Source organism: Erythrobacter sp. WG (genome assembly GCF_026586795.1).
Taxonomy (GTDB): Bacteria; Pseudomonadota; Alphaproteobacteria; order Sphingomonadales; family Sphingomonadaceae; genus Erythrobacter.
The window spans coordinates 47,944-64,587 of sequence record NZ_JAPFGY010000004.1; the positions used below are offsets into that span (position 1 = coordinate 47,944).

A 16,644-nucleotide genomic window follows, 5' to 3' on the forward strand; every position below is an offset into this window, starting at 1 on the left:
ATGGCCCTTCGCGCCTCAGGGCGCCGCCTCCAGCGCGCGCCGGGCGGCGGCTTCGAACTTCGGATCGTTCAGCATCGAGGTCAGCAGGCTGCGCGCTTCCCCGACCCTCCCCAGCCGGCTGAGCGCCACGGCATAGGCATAGCGGAAGTCGGTCACACTGGCGTTGGCTCTGAACGCCTCCTCAAGCTGCTCGAAGGCTTCCGGCGGCGGCGCGATGCCCTGTTCGACATAGGACTGGTGGTAGAGCGCCGCCGCGAGCGGATTGCGCCGCGGATCGCGCGCCAGCGGCGCAAGGGCCGCGCGCACCTCGCCATAACCCGCCGCATCGTCGGGATCGCCCGCGCGCACCAGCCGGTTGAGCAGGATCTCGGCACGCAGCCGCCGGGCTTCGGGCATGGCGGGGTCGATCGCCAGGGCCCGGTTCACCGCCCGCCACGCCTCGGCATCGGGATAGCGGTTGGCGGTCACGATCAGCTCGCCGTTCGCGAAGCCGAAGCCGCGGAACAGCGGATCGCCGGCGAATTCGCTGTTCTGCACGAGGCCGAACTCGGCGGCGGCATATTCGTACCACACGAGCGCGCTGTCGGGCATCCGGCCGGTCAGCGCGCGAAGCCGCTGCGCCGCCTGCTTGCGACTCTTCTCGCGCAAGCGCTCGAAGCGCAGGTCGATCAGCGCGATCTCGTCACGGCGCATCGGCCGCAAGGCAATGGCGGCAGGAGGCCCCGGCGCCAGCTCGAATCGGCGCAGCTTGGGTCTCTTCCGTTTGGCGCGCTTGTCGATCCTGTCCAGCAGGGTCTCGAAATCGCCGAGCTCGGCTGCCGCCTGCTCCATGGTCATGCCCGAGGCGTAGGCGCGGACGTAGCGCTCGAGGACACCCGCGTAGGCGGGTTCCGCGAGGAGTGGGGCGGTCACCGCGCCCGCCACGCTGTAGAACCGTGCGAACTGCTGCTGATTCCTGGGCGAGGTCTTGTCGGTCAGGGCCGTCCTGACCTCCTCGGCCGCCACCGGATGGATCAGGGGCCTGCGGTAGTCGGGCGCTCCGAGGATGAAGTGCCCTTCCTCGTCCCTGTATGCGGTCGCGAAGAACTGCGGGAACCCGCTGCCCAGCCAGGGCGGCATTGGCTGGAAGTAAGCCTGTTCGAGATGCCGGTCCGCCGCGTAGAAGAAGGCCGCTTCGTATCGGATGCCGGCCGGTTCGGCGAAGCTGAACCTGGCGAAGGCCATCATGCTTTCGGGCGAATAGGCGGGGAAGCCGGATACGCGCATGCCGACGATGCCGGAGATGCGATCGTATCCGGGCGTGAGGTAGAGTTGCAGCTTCTGGCCGGGCTCGATCCTCGGCGGCATCAGCGCGCGCAGCACCCGGTCGAGATCCTCCAGCGTCTGCACGATCTCGCGCAGGTCGGCTTCGCGCATGTCGGCGTGGACGATGTAGTGCTCGCTCTCGGCGCGATGCCATTCCGCGAGGGCCGGCGCCGCAAGGCAGAGCGTCCACAAGAACAGGCAGAGGCGGGCAATCACCGGCCGAGCTTATCAGGAGCCAACTGCCAGTAAAGGCTCGTCAAACGAAGCTATAAGGGTCGATGTCGACGCCCACGCGCACCCCCGGGGCGAAACTCACCGCGCCGATCCATTCGCGCAGCACGCCCTGCACGTTGGCGCTGCGGCGCGCGTTGACGAGGAAGCGGTAGCGGTAGCGGCCGCGCAGCAGCGCCATGGGCGCGGGGGCGGGGCCGAGGATCTGGACATCCGTGAGGCGCGGGCGCACGTCGCCGAGGCGCACCGCGGCCTCGCGCGCTTCCTTCTCGTCCTCGCTGGAGAGGATGATCGCAGCCCAGCGCCCAAACGGGGGCGCGCCGGCATCGCGGCGCCCCTGCGTCTCGGCGGCGTAGAAGGCATCGCGGTCGCCGTTCGCCAGCGCGGCGATGACCGGCGCATCGGGGTGGCGGGTCTGGATCAGCACCTCGCCGGGCTTGGCCCCGCGCCCCGCGCGCCCGGCGACCTGCGCGATCTGCGAGAAGATCCGCTCGCCTGCGCGCAGGTCCCCGCCCTCGAGGCCGAGATCGGCGTCGACCACGCCCACCAGGGTCAGCTCGGGGAAGTGGAAGCCCTTGGTCACCAGCTGGGTGCCGATGATGATGTCGATCGCGCGCCCCTCGGCCATGGCGATGAACTCCGCCGCGCGCTCGGGGGTGCCGAGCGTGTCCGAGGTGGCGACCGCGGTGCGCGCTTCGGGGAACAGCTCGGCCACTTCGGCGGCGATGCGCTCGACTCCGGGGCCGCAGGCGACGAGGCAGTCACTCTCGCCGCATTCGGGGCAGGCCTCGGGCACGCGCGTCTCGAAGCCGCAGTGGTGGCAGGCGAGACGGGCCGACAGCCGGTGCTCGACCAGCCACGCGCTGCAACTCGGGCACTTGAAGCGGTGCCCGCAATTGCGACACAGCGTCAGCGGCGCGTAGCCGCGGCGGTTCAAGAACAGCAGCGATTGCTCGCCCTTGCCCAGCCGGTCGCGCAGGGCCTCGACCAGCGGCCCCGCCAGCCACCGCTGGCTGCCCGGCTTCTCCTCGGTGAGGTCGACCAGCCGGACCGTGGGCAGCGTCGCGCCGCCATAGCGGGCCGGGAGGTCGAGCTTCTCGTAGACCCCGATCTCGGCCATGTGCAGGCTCTCCAGCGCGGGGGTGGCGCTGGCGAGGATCACCGGCAGGCCCTCGAACCGCGCGCGCATCACCGCCACGTCGCGGGCGTTGTAGCGCACCCCGTCGTCCTGCTTGAAGCTGATCTCGTGCGCCTCGTCGACCACGATCAGGCCGAGCTTCGCGTAAGGCAGGAACAGCGCCGAGCGCGCGCCGACCACCACCTGCGCGCTTCCGTCCGCGATGGCGCGCCACGCGCGCCGGCGCTCGGTCGATTTGAGCGAGGAATGCCACAGCACCGGCGGCGCCCCGAAGCGGGCGGCGAAGCGCGCGAGGAAGTTCTCGGTGAGCGCGATTTCCGGCAGCAGCACCAGCACCTGCCGCCCCTGCCGGATCGCGGCGGCGACGGGTTCGAAATAGGTCTCGGTCTTGCCCGATCCGGTCACCCCGTCGAGGAGAAAGGGGGCGAAGGCGCGGGCCTCCACTGCCGCGACCAGCCGCTCGGCGACCGCGCGCTGGGCGGGCGAGAGGTCGGGCTGATGGTGGCCGGGATCGGCGGCGGGGTAGGGGCGGTCGATCTTCACCGTGACCGGCGCGATGAGGCCGGCCCCCGCCATGCCGCGCAGCACGCCTTCCGAGACACCCGCCTTCGCCGCCAGTTCGCGCATCGTGCCCTGTTCGCCGGCGAGCTTCTCCAGCGCGGTGCGGCGCTGCGCGGTCAGCCGCCCGCTGCCTTGCGCCCCCGTCAGCCGGTATTCGGTCATCGTCGCCGGGCCTCCCAGCGCGCCGCCGCTCGCCAGCGCCATGCGCGCGACGCTCGCCAGCGGGGCGCAGTAGTAGTCGGCGGTCCACTCGATCAGCCGCCGCAGCGGTTCGGGAAGCGGCGGGACCGGCACCACCTCGAGGATCGGCCGCAGCCGCTCGAAGGCGATGGCATCGCCCGGCAGGCGGCCTTCGTCCCAGACGATTCCCATGACCTTCCGAGGCCCGAGCGGGGCGACCACCACGCTCCCCGGCGGTGCGTCCACGCCGTCCGGCAGGCGGTAGTCGAGCGCACCCAAAGCTGCGTTAAGGACGAGGAGGCGCACACGGTTCATCGCAGGGTTATATGGAGAGGCCCATGGTGGAAGGGCAAGCTTGGAGACACGACCAATGACCGCAATCGTCACCCATCGCCCGACCCGCCGCGCGCTGCTTGCGGGCGCGGCCGGCGCGGGCACGCTGCTGCTGCTGCCCGCTTGCGCGACCTATGGCCCCGCCTTCACGCTCGAGGAGGCGGTGCGGCGGATGCTGCTGCTCGCGTCCGAAAACGCCTTCGCGCGTCTCACCCAGCCGGGCGGCTACTGGGACGAGCAGGTCGCGCGCGTGGGCCTCGGCACCATGCTCGGCACGCGCGGCGACGTGCTCTCGCGCATCCTCACCTCGGCGCTGTTCAAGCAGCGGCTGGAGGAGCGGTTCGCCACCCTCGCGATCGACGCCAGCTACCGCGCCGCGCCGGTCGTCACCGATGCGGTGCGGGTGATTGGGGTGCGCAATGCCATCGATCTGGTGCGCGGCGGCCCGACCGCGGCGAGCGCCTACCTGCGCGCCGAGGTGGGATCGCGGCTGATCGATGCGGTGGTGCCCGAGCTCGGCCAGGCGATCCGGGTGAGCCGCGACCCGCTGCTCGGCGAGGCGCTGAACGCCGTCACCGGGGTCGATGTCGCGGCGGTCGCGGAGCGGGTCGGGCGGGTGGTCGACGATGCCGTGTGGGGCGAGATCGCCCGTGAGGAAGCCGCGATCCGCGCCAACCCGCGCGCCACCCGCGATCCAGCGATCATTGCCGTGTTCGGCGCGGCGGGCGCGGTGTGAGGCGTCAGAAGCGGTAGGTGAGTGCGAGCTGGGGTATGTGACTGGTCTGCGCTGGCCTGGGTCCGCGCGGGAATATCACGTGCCAGTAGATCGCGCCCACATCGAAGTACTTGCTGAGGCGGTGGGTCACGCTCGCCTGAAGGCGCCACTGCTCGGTGGAGGCCCCCTGGTCGGCCCTGCGCGACTGCATGATGCCGAGCCACTCCACGCCCGCAGACGCGCGCCATTCGGTGGCGATCGGCTGGTTGTAGGTGACGCGTTGGCGTAACCGGAGCTCCATCCGGTCTGCGCCGTCGAAGAAACGCTCCTCGAGACGGGTGCGCGCCTCGATTCTGCCGATCGTGAAGATCGCCTGCTGGTGCAAGCGGATCTCGGTCAGCCCGGCGGTGTCGAACAGCATGACGCCGCCGCCGATCCGGGTGCGCTCGGCGACCTGTTGCTCGGCCATGACGCGGATCGTCTGCTGGTCTGCGCCCGTCTCCTGATCGCTGCGCCAGCGCTGGGTCGCGTCGATCGTCAGGGTCGTCTTCTCGGCGATCTTGCCGGTGGCAAAGGCGTTCAGCCAGAATTGCGTATCTTCTTCCGCTGCCCACGCTTTGGACGGTTGCCAAGCCGCCGCGAGGGCGGCAAGCAGCATCGCGCATCGGATTGCCCCGCGTGTCATGCTCGCCCTCTAGGCGCCGCGCGCATGACATGGCTATCGCAAAAGTTTGGAGTGAACACATGAAATTCTTCGTCGACACCGCCGATATCGAGGCAATCCGCGAACTGGCGGCGACGGGCCTCCTTGACGGGGTGACCACCAACCCCTCGTTGATCGCCAAGTCGGGCCGTGATTTCAAGGAAGTGACGGCCGAGATCTGCAAGCTGGTCGACGGTCCGGTGAGTGCCGAGGTGGTCGCGCTCGATCATGCGACCATGATGAAGGAGGCCGAGGTTCTCAGGAAGATCGCCGACAATGTGTGCATCAAGGTGCCGCTGACGGTCGATGGCCTCAAGACCTGCAAGGCACTGACCGGCGAGGGCACGATGGTCAACGTCACGCTGTGCTTCTCGGCCAACCAGGCGCTGCTGGCGGCCAAGGCGGGGGCGAGCTTCATCTCGCCCTTCGTCGGCCGGCATGATGACAACGGCTTCGACGGCATGGACCTCATCGAGGACATCCGCCTGATCTACGACAACTACAGCTTCGCGACCGAAATCCTCGTCGCCTCCGTGCGCCACACCACCCACGTGCTTCAGGCGGCGAAGATCGGCGCCGACGTGATGACGGCACCGCCCAAGGTGATCCACGACCTCTTCAAGCACGTCCTCACCGAAAAGGGGATCGAGGGCTTCATGAAGGACTGGGCCGGGACCGGCCAGAGCATCCTGTAACGCCGATGGCCGACCAGTCCCCCCTCGACCGTTTCAAGCAGGCGCTGACCGGCGCCAGCCGCGCGATCGCGGGCGATCCGGAGGTCGAGGTCGCGTGGAGCGCCGACGTGCCGGGCTCTGCGGGCAACCGCTTCCGCGTGCCGCTGCCGGGGCGGGACTTGCCGGCCGATCAGGTGACCGAGGCGCGCGGCTTTGCCGACAGCTTCGCGTTGAAGCTGCGCCACCACAACGCCGCGCTCCACGCCCGCTCCGCGCCGCCCGAGCCGATCGCACGGGCCTGCTACGACGCGATCGAGCAGGTGCGCTACGAGGCGCTGGGCGCCAACCGCTTCGGCGGCATCCGGGCGAACCTCGACGCCGCGACCGAACTGCGCACCGCGGGCGACAAGATCGTGCGCGCGCAGAATTCCGCCGAGGTCCCCTTGCAGACCGCGCTCGCGCTGCTGGTGCGCGAGGCGCTGACCGGCGAGGCGGTGCCCGAGCGCGCGCGGGGCGGGATCGAGCTGGTGCGCGATTTCCTCGAGGAGAAGGTCGGCGGCGACTTCGCGGGCCTCGCCGAGACAATCGCCGATCAGGAGGCTTTCCAGAAGCTCGCGCTCGACATGCTGCGCGAGCTCGATCTCACCCGCCCCACCGAGGCGCCGGACGAGACCGACAGCGACGAGCCCGACGACGAGGACGGCCCCGACGACGAGAACGAGGGCGAGGACGAGAACCAGGGCGAGGGCGATCCGCAATCGGCCGAAATGGCCGGCGACATGGCCGAGGGCGAGGGCGAGGGGGAGCAATCCTCCGACACCGAAACCGACAGCGAGATGTCCGAGGGCGACGCGAGCGACGATGCCGACGCCGCCAACGCCCCCGTCCGCCCCAACCGCCCGCAGGCCGAGGTGCCCGCGAGCGTCGACTACAAGGCGTTCACCACCCGCTTCGACGAGGAAGTCGCCGCGCCCGACCTGTGCGACGCGGAGGAACTGGACCGGCTGCGCGCCTATCTCGACAGCCAGCTGACGGGCCTTCAGGGCGTGGTGACGCGCCTCGCCAACCGCTTGCAGCGTCGGTTGATGGCGCAGCAGAACCGCAGCTGGGACTTCGACCAGGAGGAAGGCGTGCTCGATGCCGCGCGGCTTTCCCGCGTGATCGTCTCGCCCGGCACGGCGCTCTCCTACAAGGTCGAGCGCGATGTCGAGTTCAAGGACACGATCGTCACCCTGCTGATCGACAATTCGGGCTCGATGCGCGGGCGGCCCATCTCCATCGCGGCGATCAGCGCCGACATCCTTGCGCGCACGCTGGAGCGCTGCGGGGTCAAGACCGAGATTTTGGGCTTCACCACCCGCGCGTGGAAGGGCGGGCAGAGCCGCGAGGCGTGGCTCGCCGACGGCAAGCCGCAGAACCCCGGGCGCCTCAACGACTTGCGCCACATCATCTACAAGCAGGCCGACGAGCCGTGGCGCCGCGCGCGCCGCAATCTCGGGCTGATGATGCGCGAGGGGCTACTGAAGGAGAACATCGACGGCGAGGCGCTGATCTGGGCGCACTCGCGCCTCCTCTACCGCCCCGAGGAGCGCCGCATCCTGATGGTCATCTCCGACGGCGCGCCGGTGGACGATTCGACCCTGTCGGTGAACTCCGCCGGATATCTGGAGGCGCACCTCAGGGGCGTGATCGAGTGGATCGAGAAGGTCTCGCCGGTCCAGCTCGTCGCCATCGGCATCGGCCACGACGTCACCCGCTACTACCGCCGCGCGGTGACGATCATGGACGTCGAGCAACTGGGCGGCACGATCATGGAGCAGCTCGCCGAACTGTTCGAGGACGAGAAGGGCGTGAAGGGGCGGCGCTAGCCATCATCCGCGCTATTTTGAGGGGTTGCAATTCGCAACTCGATTGCCGCATTGGTTCACCTCGTCGACAGACTGCGCCACGCGCGCGTGCCACCGGGGAACCACAATGAACGTCACCGAAGCCGTCACATCCCGCCGTTCGATCCGCGAGTTTCTCGAGAAGCCCGTGCCGCTCGACGTCATCACCCGGGTGATGGACAAGGCGCGCTGGGCCGCCTCGGGGTGCAACTACCAGCCGTGGGAGGCGACGATCGTCACCGGCCAGCCGCTGCGCGACCTGCAGGCGAAGATCACTTCCACCCCGCCGCAGAAGCTCGAATACGACTGGGACGCGCCCAAGCAGGAGGAGGCCTACAAGCAGCGCCTCCACGGCATTTCGCGGGGGATGTTCGACGCGCTCGGCATCGCGCGCGATGATGGCGCGGCGCGCATGGCGGCGATGGGGCGCAACGCGACCAGCTTCGGCGCGCCGGCGGTGATGTTCGTCCATTTCCCGCGCCTGATGAAGGAGCCGCAGTGGTCGGACACCGGGATGTGGCTCGCCACCATCGCGCTTTTGCTGCGCGAGGAGGGGCTCGATTCCTGCTTCCAGGAGTTCATGGCCTACTACGCCACCGTGATCCGCGACTTTCTCGGCCTCGACCACGAGCGCACCATGTTCTTCTGCGGCATGGCGATCGGCTACCGCGACCCAGAGGCGCCGGTGAACAATTTCGTGCGCGAGCGCGTGCCGCTGGAGGAACAGGTGCGGTTCGTCGGGTTCTGATGTCCGTCGTCATTGCGAGCCGCGAAGCGGCGCGGCAATCCAGGGCGTCGGGCTCGCCGCTCTGGATTGCTTCGCTCAGCTAGCAATGACGAGGGAATTGACGTTGTGCGCGCCGCTGGCCAAAGCGCGGCCCATGACCGACGTCGCCCCCAAACAGAAGTTGAAGCTGTTCAACTCGCTCACCCGGCAGACCGAGGTGTTCGAGCCCGTCCACCCCGGCGAGGCGCGCGTCTACACCTGCGGGCCGACGGTCTACAACTACCAGCACATCGGCAACATGCGCGCCTATGTGTTCGCCGACACGCTGGGGCGCACGCTCCGCTGGAAGGGCTACAAGCTCACCCATGTCGTGAACATCACCGACGTCGGCCACCTCACCTCGGACGCGGACGAGGGTGAGGACAAGATGGAGCGGATGGCCGCGCGCGAGGGCAAGAGCGCGTGGGACATCGCGGCCTTCTATCAGGCCGATTTCGAGGCGGACCTCGCGCGCCTCAACGTCGAGCCCAAGCAGCACCCGCGCGCGACCGAATATGTCGAAGCGATGATCGCATGGGGCAAGTCGATCGCCGAGAGGCATTGCTACGAGCTCGAGAGCGGGCTCTATTTCGACGTGTCGACGGTGGCGGATTACGGCCGGCTGGCGCGCGCGCAGACGGACGATGGCGAGAGCCGCATCGGCGACGTCGAGGGCAAGCGCAACGCTGCCGACTTCGCGATCTGGCGGCGCACGCCGCCGGGCGAGACGCGGCAGATGGAGTGGGACAGCCCGTGGGGCCGGGGCGCGCCCGGCTGGCACCTCGAATGCTCGGTGATGGGCGAGGCGCTCTTGGGCTTCCCCTTCGACATCCACACCGGCGGGATCGACCACCGCGAGATCCACCACCCCAACGAAATCGCGCAGAACCAGGCCTATTGCTGCGCGGGCGGGCTCGACGATCCGCGCAATTCGGGCGCGCGGATCTGGATGCACAACAACTTCCTCGTCGAGCGTTCGGGCAAGATGTCGAAGTCTTCCGGAGAGTTCCTGCGGCTGCAATTGCTGGTCGACCGGGGGTATCACCCGCTTGCCTACCGGCTGATGTGTCTCCAGGCGCATTACCGCTCGGAGCTGGAGTTCTCGTGGGACGGGCTGGGCGCGGCGCTGACCCGGCTGAAGCGCATGGTGATGGCGGCCGCGCCGCTAATGGAGGTGCAACCGGCGCCCGACGCCGCGCATCCGAAGTTCGCGCCCATCCGCGCGGCTTTCGCAGCGGCGATGAGCGAGGACCTCGGCACGCCCAGCGCCCTCACGGCTCTCGAGGAAGCGCTGGCGGTGAAGAAGGTCGACGCCGAGATCAAGCGCGCGGTGGTCGGGGAGATGGACGCCGTGCTCGGTCTGGGCCTGTTCGGCCTCACCCGCGCCGACCTGCGCATCCGGCCCAAGTCCGCCACCATCACCGAGGCCGAAATTGAAGCCGCGCTCGCCCGCCGCAAGGAAGCCCGCGCCGCGAAGGACTTCGCCACATCCGACGCGATCCGCGAGGAACTCGCGGCACAAGGCGTCGAGGTGATGGACGGCGATCCGCTCGGCTGGGATTGGAAGCTCTAGCACCGTTCGTTTCGAGCGCAGTCGAGACACCTGCGCACTGCCTCTCGACTTCGCTCGAGGCAAACGGCGGGAGAGGCGTGGATCTGGACAAGCCCCCAGCCTTGCGGTTAAACCAGTTGCATGATGCAACCTATCCTCTGGCTGATCCTCGCGGCCATCCATGCCACGCCTGCGCTGGCGCTGTTTCGCCCCGCGACGCTCACCGCGCTCTACGGCCTCCAGCCGGACAATCCGCTGTTCCTGCTGATGCAGCACCGCGCGGGGCTGTTCCTTGGCGTTTTCGTCGCCTGTATCTGGGCCGCCTTCGTGCCGGAGGGGCGGCGGCTCGCGGTGCTGGTGGTGGGGATCAGCATGGTGAGCTTCTTTGTCCTTTACTGGCAGGCCGGATCGCCCCTGCCGCTCAAACGCATCGCGCTTGTGGACCTGGCCGGCCTGCCTGCTTTGGCAGGGGTGGCGTGGCTCGCTTTCCGGCAGTAACGCTGGTCTCATGACCACACTTGCGATTTCCGGCTTGATCCGCCCGATGCTCGAACCGCGCTTGCCCGAGGGCCTCGACGTGCGCTGGTTCATGTCCGCCGAACAGGCGAAGGAGGCCGTTGCGGACGCCGAGATCGGCTGGTTCGACATGAACGACAAGGAGGCGATGGCCGAGACCTTGCGGGCGGCAACACAGCTCAAATGGCTGAACTCGATCTACGCCGGGCTCGATTTCCTGCCGATGGACGTGCTGATCGAGCGCGGGATCACCGTCACCAACGGGGTGGGGATCAACGCCGTCACCATCGCCGAATACATCGTCATGGGGATGCTCAACATCGCCAAGGGCTACGCGCAAGTGATGCGCGCCGCCGACCGGCGCGAGTGGCTGTTCGACAGCCCGGGCAAGCGCGAGCTTGCCGGGTCGAAGGCGCTGCTGCTCGGCTACGGCGCGATCGGCAAGGCGGTCGCCCCGCGGCTTGCCGCCTTCGACGTCGATGTGACGGTGGTGCGCCGCTCGGGCGGGGAGGGCACCCTCGGCCCCGACGAATGGCGCGCGCGGCTGGGCGAATTCGACTGGGTGATCCTCGCCGTCCCCGCCACGCCCGAGACAGAGGGGTTGATCGGCGCGGCCGAACTCGCCGCGATGAAAGCGGACGCGGTGATCTGCAACTTCGCTAGGGGCTCGGTCATCGACCAGCCGGCGCTGGTCGAGGCGCTGAAGGCCAAGACCATCGGCGGCGCCTTTCTGGACGTGACCACGCCCGAGCCTCTGCCCGCCGACGATCCGCTGTGGGACTGCGAGACCGCGCATATCTCCATGCACCTGTCGGGCCGCGCGCAGGACAAGATGTTCGTCCGCTCCGCCGACCGCTTCCTCGACAACCTCGGCAAGTATCTGAAGGGCGAGCCGCTCGCCCCGCTGTTCGACCCGCGCCTCGGCTACTGATCGCGCCGGCGCGATTGCGCCGCGGCGCTTTTCTGCAATACTCCCCGCGCGCGCGCCGGCATGACAGGCCCGCAAGAGAGGGTCCGGCATGAGCGACACGAAGAAGGCATCGGACCTGTTCATCGAGTGCCTCGAGGCAGAGGGCGTCGAATACATCTTCGGCGTGCCGGGCGAGGAGAACCTCGATTTCCTCGAGAGCCTGTCGAAATCGACGAAGATCAAGCTGATCCTCACCCGCCACGAACAGGGCGCGGGCTTTATGGCCGCGACTTACGGCCGCCATACCGGCAAGGCCGGGGTGTTCCTCGCGACATTGGGCCCGGGCGCGACCAACATGGTGACCGCGATCGCCTATTCGCAACTGGGCGGGATGCCCACGCTGGCGATCACCGGGCAGAAGCCGATCAAGCACTCCAAGCAGGGGCGCTTCCAGATCCTCGACGTGGTGGGGATGATGAAGCCCATCACCAAGTTCACTCACCAGCTGGCGAGCGCCGACAACATCCCCAGCCGGGTGCGCGAGGCGATCCGGCTGGCCGAGGAGGAGAAGCCCGGCGCGACGCATCTCGAACTGCCCGAGGATATCGCCGAGGAACAAACCCGCAGCCGCCCGCTCGCCCCGAGCCTCGCCCGGCGCCCCTCGGCCGAGGAGAAGGCGGTGCGCCAGGCGGTGCTGGCGATCGAGGAGGCCAAGGCGCCGATCCTGGTGATCGGCGCAGGCGCGAACCGCAAGATGACGGGGCGGATGCTGCGCCAGTTTGTCGACAAGACCGGCATTCCCTTCGTGACCACCCAGATGGGCAAGGGCGTGATCGACGAGCGCCACCCGCTGTTCCTCGGCTGCGCGGCGCTGTCCGCCGGGGACTTCGTCCACCGCGCGATCGAGGACGCCGATTGCATCGTCAACATCGGCCACGACGTGATCGAAAAGCCGCCCTTCTTCATGAAGAACGACGGCGAAGGCGCGGTGGGATCGGACAGCAGGCCCAAGGTGATCCACGTCTCGACCCGCACGGCGGAGGTCGATCCGGTCTACTTCCCGCATATCGAGGTGATCGGCGACATCGCCAACGCGATCTACCAGATCAAGGAGGACATCGTGCCGCAGGGTCGGTGGGATGTCCGCAAGATGCTCGGCTACCGCGCCGCCGAGGTGGCGCACACCGAGGCTCTCGCCGCCGACACCCGCTTCCCGATCTTCCCGCCGCACCTCGTCAAGCGGGTGCGCGCCGCGATGCCCGAAGACGGGATCATCTGCCTCGACAACGGGGTCTACAAGATCTGGTTCGCGCGCGGGTACTCCGCTTACCTTCCCAACACCGTGCTGCTCGACAATGCGCTCGCCAGCATGGGGGCGGGGCTGCCGTCGGCGATGATGAGCGCGATGCTCTATCCGGAGCGCAAGGTGATGGCGGTATGCGGCGACGGGGGGTTCATGATGAACAGCCAGGAGATGGAGACCGCGGTGCGCCTCGGCCTCGATCTCACCGTGCTGATCCTGCGCGACGATGCCTACGGGATGATCCGCTGGAAGCAGGCGAACATGGGCTTTGCCGATTTCGGGCTGACCTACGGCAACCCCGATTTCGTCAGATATGCCGAAAGCTACGGGGCGATCGGGCACCGGGTGACGTCGGCGGAACACCTCACCGACTTGCTCGCCCATTGCCTCGCCACGCCGGGGGTGCACCTCATCGACTGCCCGGTTGACTACACCGAGAACGACCGGATCCTGAACAAGGATATCAAACGGCTGAGCGCGGAGCTCTAGCCCTCACCATCGCCTCGTCATTGCGAGGAGCGCAGCGACGCGGCAATCCAGAGCCACGCGCGATCCGCCCTGGATTGCTTCGCTGCGCTCGCAATGACGATCGGAAAGAGGACGCCATGCCCGAGCTCAAGGACACCTACCCGCTCTACCTCAACAACAAGGCGGTGCAGCCCAACACCGATCTCGAGGTGACCGACAAGTACACCGGCGAGATCGCCTTCCGCACCGCGATGGCGACGCCGGACATCATCGAGGAGGGGATCGCCGGGGCGGTGCGGGCGGCGGAGCCGATGGCAAGGCTCGCAGCCTACGAGAGGCAGGATGTGCTGATGCACTGCGTCAAGCGGTTCAAGGAACGCTCCGAGGAACTCGCCTATGCCCTGTGCGTCGAGGCGGGCAAGCCGATCAAGGATAGCGAGGGCGAGGTCAGCCGTCTCATCGACACCTTCCGCATCGCCGCCGAGGAGGCGGTCAGGAATTACGGCGAGGTCCAGCCGCTCGACATCTCGGCGCGGGCCAAGGGCTATATGGGGATGTGGAAGCGCGTGCCGATCGGGCCGTGCAGCTTCATCAGCCCGTTCAACTTCCCGCTCAACCTCGCGGCGCACAAGATCGCGCCCGCCATCGCTGTTGGTTGTCCCTTCGTGATGAAGCCCGCCAGCCGCACGCCGCTGGGCGCGCTGATCATGGGCGAGGTGCTGGCCGAGTGCGACATCCTGCCCGAAGGCGCGTTCTCGATCCTCCCCGCGCACCGCGACGGGGCGGACATGTTCACCGAGGACGAGCGGCTGAAGCTGCTCTCCTTCACTGGTTCGCCGGGGGTGGGCTGGGACCTGAAGGCCAAGGCGGGCAAGAAGAAGGTGGTGCTGGAACTGGGCGGCAACGCGGCGGTGATCATCGACCGCGACGCGGACCTTGCCGACGCGCTCGAGCGGGTGATCTTCGGCGCCTTCTATCAGTCCGGCCAGTCCTGCATCGGGGTGCAGCGCATCCTGATCCACGCCGAGGTCTACGACCGCTTCAAGGCGATGCTGGTCGAGCGCACGAAAACGCTGGTGGCGGGCGATCCCAAGGACCGCGCGACCTTCATCGGCCCGATGATCTCCGATAGCGAAGCCAGGCGGCTCAAGGGCTGGATCGACGAGGCGGTCGAGGCGGGCGCGACCCTGCTGTGCGGCGGGGGCCTCAGCCGCGGCAACATGCTGGAAGCGACGCTGCTCGAAGGGGTGCCGGGGGATGCCAAGGCCAAGAACGAGGAGGCCTTCGGACCGCTCGCGATCCTCCAGAAGTTCGACGACTTCGCCGGGGCGCTCGAGGAGGTGAACAATTCCAGGTTCGGCTTGCAGGCGGGGATCTTCACCCGCGACCTCTTCAAGATGTTCGCCGCGTGGGACCGGCTCGAGGTCGGGGGCGTCGTCATCAACGACGTGCCGAGCTACCGGGTCGACAACATGCCCTATGGAGGCGTGAAGGATTCAGGCCTCGGCCGCGAAGGGATCCGCTTCGCGATGGAGGACATGAGCGAGATCCGGAATTTGGTGGTGCGGCGGACCTAGGCTAACTCGTCATTGCGAGCGCAGCGAAGCAATCCAGAGACCTGAGCGTGACGCTCTGGATTGCCGCGCCGCTTCGCGGCTCGCAATGACGGCAACTTTCCTCACCCCTCCTCGAGCAGCAGCAGCACCGCGGTCACCTCGAGCCGCTCCATCGCGCCGAAGCGGTGGTCGACCTTGGTGATCGCCGCGTCGGCAACGAGCTGGCCGGGGAGGGCGAATTCGTGGTCGGGCAAGCGCTCGATCAGCTCCTCGCCCGCCGCAACCGCCTCCGCCCCGCAGAACTCGAGCACCACCTCGTGGCGCGTGCCGGCGAAGGTGATCGAGGCCCAGGCCTTCTCCGCGTGGCCGAGCACCGTGCCGTGCCCGCCGGTAAGCTGCATCAGGCCGGCGCGCACCCGGTCGGCAAGGCTGCGGCGCGGGCGCAGCGCGGCCGGGGCGGACACGGGCAGGGGCTGCGACTTCACCTCGATCTCGTCGAAGGCGGCGAACAGATGCGCGTGAGGATCGCGCGCGGAGCGGGTGAGCAGCATCAGGCCATCTCCCCCGTCCTGGCGTCGCCGGTCTCGGCGCTGACGCCGTCGGCATAGCCCTGCATCCACGCGCGCGTGCGCAGTTCGGTGTCGCGGCGCGGGGTGCGGCCCATCCGGAGGTCGAGGACGAAGCGCGGGTCGTGAGCGGCGAGGCGGCCGAACTTGGTGGCGGGCATCGCGTGAGCCCTGAGAAAGGTTTCGATGGTCCGTAGCAGCATGGTTTTGCGTCCCTGTTGAATGCTGATCCAGGCGGTTGTTTCCACGAAGCGAATCAGCCCCGTGTTCCCTTTTTGTTTCACTACATTTCCTACTTGTCTAGGAAAAATCCTTCATGTAGGAAGGGCGCATGGCCAAACCTGCTCCCGCCCCCCGTGAACCTCTGGCCGGACCGCGCGCCCGGCTGCTTCAGCTCTCGCAGGAGCGCGGGGCCAGCCTTGCTGCCCTGTCCGAGCTACTGGGCCGCAACCCGACCTATCTTCAGCAATTCATTCGCAAAGGAAGTCCCCGCAAGCTTGAGGAGCAGGACCGCGCGACGCTCGCCCGCTTTCTTGGCGTGGCTGAGGAGGAGCTGCGCGAAGCGAAGGATAATTCCTATGCTCAGCCCGTGAATCGTGACCCTGCCGGCGAATGGGTCGAGGTCCCCCGCCTCGACCTCGGCGCCTCGGCGGGGCCGGGACGGGTTCCGGGCGGGGAGGCGGCCTTTGACACCTTCCGCTTCTCGCGCCGCTGGCTCGAGGAGCAGGGCCTCGCCCGCGCCGAGCTTTCCGCGATCCGGGTGGAGGGGGATTCGATGGAGCCGCTCCTCAACGACGGCGACGAGATCCTCGTCGATCGCTCGCCAAGGCCGTTCCGCGACGGCCTCCACGTGGTCCGCCTCGGCGACACGCTCATGGTCAAGCGCGTCGCCAGCGCCGGGGCGGGGCGGATCGCGCTGCTCTCGCAGAACCTCGCCTACCCGCCGGTCGAGGTGGCGGCCGAGGAGGTCGAGATCATCGGCCGGGTGGTGTGGAAGGGGGGGCGAGTTTAGATCGAATTCATCTCTTTGTGGCAACAACTGCAACGCGAAACTCGGGCGGATTCATGATTGCTGTGGCGGCGGTTTTCGTCGCTCCTTCGTTCTTCGGCAGGGCCATCATTGGCGGAGATTGGCGGCAGGTCGCGGTTGCCTACGCGCTCTGGTTGGGTTTTTCTCGCAGTTGCATTCCTGCTCTCCAGAACTTGCGCATTGGCGCGAGAAAATTGGTCGGATAACAATCTCGTCGATATTTCTGTCCATGGTCGCGGTGCCCGTGCTGA

15 protein-coding genes are annotated in these 16,644 nt (G+C 68.1%); 10 read left to right on the forward strand and 5 right to left on the reverse strand.

The genetic code is table 11. The annotated features are described in order from the left end of the window. Window positions 1-15: 15 nt before the first annotated feature. Both OPU67_RS03135 and OPU67_RS03140 read right to left on the reverse strand, forming a co-directional pair. Window positions 16-1,521, reverse strand: a complete 1,506-nt coding sequence (locus tag OPU67_RS03135; RefSeq protein WP_267617500.1) for a hypothetical protein — start codon at window positions 1,519-1,521, stop codon at window positions 16-18. A gap of 40 nt (window positions 1,522-1,561) precedes the next feature. Continuing rightward, window positions 1,562-3,730 carry a primosomal protein N' gene (locus tag OPU67_RS03140; protein ID WP_267617501.1) on the reverse strand — a complete coding sequence of 723 codons (2,169 nt, stop codon included), beginning with the start codon at window positions 3,728-3,730 and terminating at the stop codon, window positions 1,562-1,564. Between the two features lie 55 nt (window positions 3,731-3,785). Here OPU67_RS03140 and OPU67_RS03145 point away from each other — a divergent pair, with 55 nt between their 5' ends. Next, a complete protein-coding gene (locus OPU67_RS03145) occupies window positions 3,786-4,484 on the forward strand; it encodes a DUF4197 domain-containing protein (RefSeq protein ID WP_267617502.1) in 699 nt (232 codons plus the stop codon). A 4-nt stretch (window positions 4,485-4,488) separates the two neighbouring features. Here OPU67_RS03145 and OPU67_RS03150 read toward each other — a convergent pair whose 3' ends face one another. Continuing rightward, on the reverse strand, window positions 4,489-5,121 hold the full coding sequence (locus OPU67_RS03150) for a DUF2490 domain-containing protein (RefSeq protein ID WP_267617504.1): 633 nt from the start codon (window positions 5,119-5,121) through the stop codon (window positions 4,489-4,491). 86 nt (window positions 5,122-5,207) lie between these two features. Here OPU67_RS03150 and fsa point away from each other — a divergent pair, with 86 nt between their 5' ends. The 8 genes from fsa (at window position 5,208) to OPU67_RS03190 (ending at window position 14,818) form a co-directional block, all read left to right on the forward strand. Continuing rightward, complete coding sequence (fsa, locus tag OPU67_RS03155; RefSeq protein ID WP_267617505.1) at window positions 5,208-5,861, forward strand: fructose-6-phosphate aldolase; 654 nt, start codon at window positions 5,208-5,210, stop codon at window positions 5,859-5,861. Window positions 5,862-5,866: 5 nt separating this feature from the next. Further along, window positions 5,867-7,708 (forward strand): cobaltochelatase subunit CobT, encoded by a 1,842-nt coding sequence (gene cobT, locus OPU67_RS03160; protein WP_267617506.1) that lies wholly within the window; start codon window positions 5,867-5,869, stop codon window positions 7,706-7,708. A 106-nt stretch (window positions 7,709-7,814) separates the two neighbouring features. Next, the gene (locus tag OPU67_RS03165) at window positions 7,815-8,474 is read left to right on the forward strand and encodes a nitroreductase (protein WP_267617507.1); all 660 of its coding nucleotides are present in this window, start codon (window positions 7,815-7,817) and stop codon (window positions 8,472-8,474) included. 133 nt (window positions 8,475-8,607) lie between these two features. Beyond that, complete coding sequence (gene cysS, locus OPU67_RS03170) at window positions 8,608-10,065, forward strand: cysteine--tRNA ligase (protein ID WP_267617508.1); 1,458 nt, start codon at window positions 8,608-8,610, stop codon at window positions 10,063-10,065. A gap of 120 nt (window positions 10,066-10,185) precedes the next feature. Beyond that, a complete protein-coding gene (locus OPU67_RS03175; RefSeq protein WP_267617509.1) occupies window positions 10,186-10,542 on the forward strand; it encodes a hypothetical protein in 357 nt (118 codons plus the stop codon). A gap of 10 nt (window positions 10,543-10,552) precedes the next feature. Beyond that, window positions 10,553-11,491 (forward strand): D-2-hydroxyacid dehydrogenase, encoded by a 939-nt coding sequence (locus OPU67_RS03180; RefSeq protein WP_267617510.1) that lies wholly within the window; start codon window positions 10,553-10,555, stop codon window positions 11,489-11,491. Between the two features lie 88 nt (window positions 11,492-11,579). After that, window positions 11,580-13,262 carry an acetolactate synthase large subunit gene (locus OPU67_RS03185; protein WP_267617511.1) on the forward strand — a complete coding sequence of 561 codons (1,683 nt, stop codon included), beginning with the start codon at window positions 11,580-11,582 and terminating at the stop codon, window positions 13,260-13,262. A gap of 116 nt (window positions 13,263-13,378) precedes the next feature. Next, window positions 13,379-14,818 (forward strand): aldehyde dehydrogenase family protein, encoded by a 1,440-nt coding sequence (locus OPU67_RS03190; RefSeq protein ID WP_267617512.1) that lies wholly within the window; start codon window positions 13,379-13,381, stop codon window positions 14,816-14,818. Between the two features lie 101 nt (window positions 14,819-14,919). On the opposite strand, the gene OPU67_RS03195 is transcribed toward OPU67_RS03190, so the two are convergent. Both OPU67_RS03195 and OPU67_RS03200 read right to left on the reverse strand, forming a co-directional pair. Beyond that, complete coding sequence (locus OPU67_RS03195; protein ID WP_267617513.1) at window positions 14,920-15,348, reverse strand: hypothetical protein; 429 nt, start codon at window positions 15,346-15,348, stop codon at window positions 14,920-14,922. Continuing rightward, a complete protein-coding gene (locus tag OPU67_RS03200) occupies window positions 15,348-15,566 on the reverse strand; it encodes a hypothetical protein (protein ID WP_267617514.1) in 219 nt (72 codons plus the stop codon). Before OPU67_RS03200 ends, OPU67_RS03195 begins: the two co-directional genes overlap by 1 nt. 128 nt (window positions 15,567-15,694) lie before the next feature. Between OPU67_RS03200 and OPU67_RS03205 the strand changes: the two genes are divergently transcribed. Continuing rightward, window positions 15,695-16,375 carry a S24 family peptidase gene (locus OPU67_RS03205; RefSeq protein ID WP_267617515.1) on the forward strand — a complete coding sequence of 227 codons (681 nt, stop codon included), beginning with the start codon at window positions 15,695-15,697 and terminating at the stop codon, window positions 16,373-16,375. Window positions 16,376-16,644: the final 269 nt, after the last annotated feature.

Excerpts from the sequence above, each read along its gene's own strand:
- OPU67_RS03205 (WP_267617515.1), top strand. The coding sequence starts at position 15,695 with ATGGCCAAACCTGCTCCCGCCCCCCGTGAACCTCTGGCCGGACCGCGC.
- OPU67_RS03200 (WP_267617514.1), bottom strand. The coding sequence starts at position 15,566 with ATGCTGCTACGGACCATCGAAACCTTTCTCAGGGCTCACGCGATGCCC.
- fsa (WP_267617505.1), top strand. The coding sequence starts at position 5,208 with ATGAAATTCTTCGTCGACACCGCCGATATCGAGGCAATCCGCGAACTG.
- OPU67_RS03165 (WP_267617507.1), top strand. The coding sequence starts at position 7,815 with ATGAACGTCACCGAAGCCGTCACATCCCGCCGTTCGATCCGCGAGTTT.
- cysS (WP_267617508.1), top strand. The coding sequence starts at position 8,608 with ATGACCGACGTCGCCCCCAAACAGAAGTTGAAGCTGTTCAACTCGCTC.
- OPU67_RS03150 (WP_267617504.1), bottom strand. The coding sequence starts at position 5,121 with ATGCTGCTTGCCGCCCTCGCGGCGGCTTGGCAACCGTCCAAAGCGTGG.
- OPU67_RS03195 (WP_267617513.1), bottom strand. The coding sequence starts at position 15,348 with ATGCTGCTCACCCGCTCCGCGCGCGATCCTCACGCGCATCTGTTCGCC.
- cobT (WP_267617506.1), top strand. The coding sequence starts at position 5,867 with ATGGCCGACCAGTCCCCCCTCGACCGTTTCAAGCAGGCGCTGACCGGC.
- OPU67_RS03145 (WP_267617502.1), top strand. The coding sequence starts at position 3,786 with ATGACCGCAATCGTCACCCATCGCCCGACCCGCCGCGCGCTGCTTGCG.
- OPU67_RS03180 (WP_267617510.1), top strand. The coding sequence starts at position 10,553 with ATGACCACACTTGCGATTTCCGGCTTGATCCGCCCGATGCTCGAACCG.
- OPU67_RS03185 (WP_267617511.1), top strand. The coding sequence starts at position 11,580 with ATGAGCGACACGAAGAAGGCATCGGACCTGTTCATCGAGTGCCTCGAG.
- OPU67_RS03140 (WP_267617501.1), bottom strand. The coding sequence starts at position 3,730 with ATGAACCGTGTGCGCCTCCTCGTCCTTAACGCAGCTTTGGGTGCGCTC.
- OPU67_RS03190 (WP_267617512.1), top strand. The coding sequence starts at position 13,379 with ATGCCCGAGCTCAAGGACACCTACCCGCTCTACCTCAACAACAAGGCG.
- OPU67_RS03175 (WP_267617509.1), top strand. The coding sequence starts at position 10,186 with ATGATGCAACCTATCCTCTGGCTGATCCTCGCGGCCATCCATGCCACG.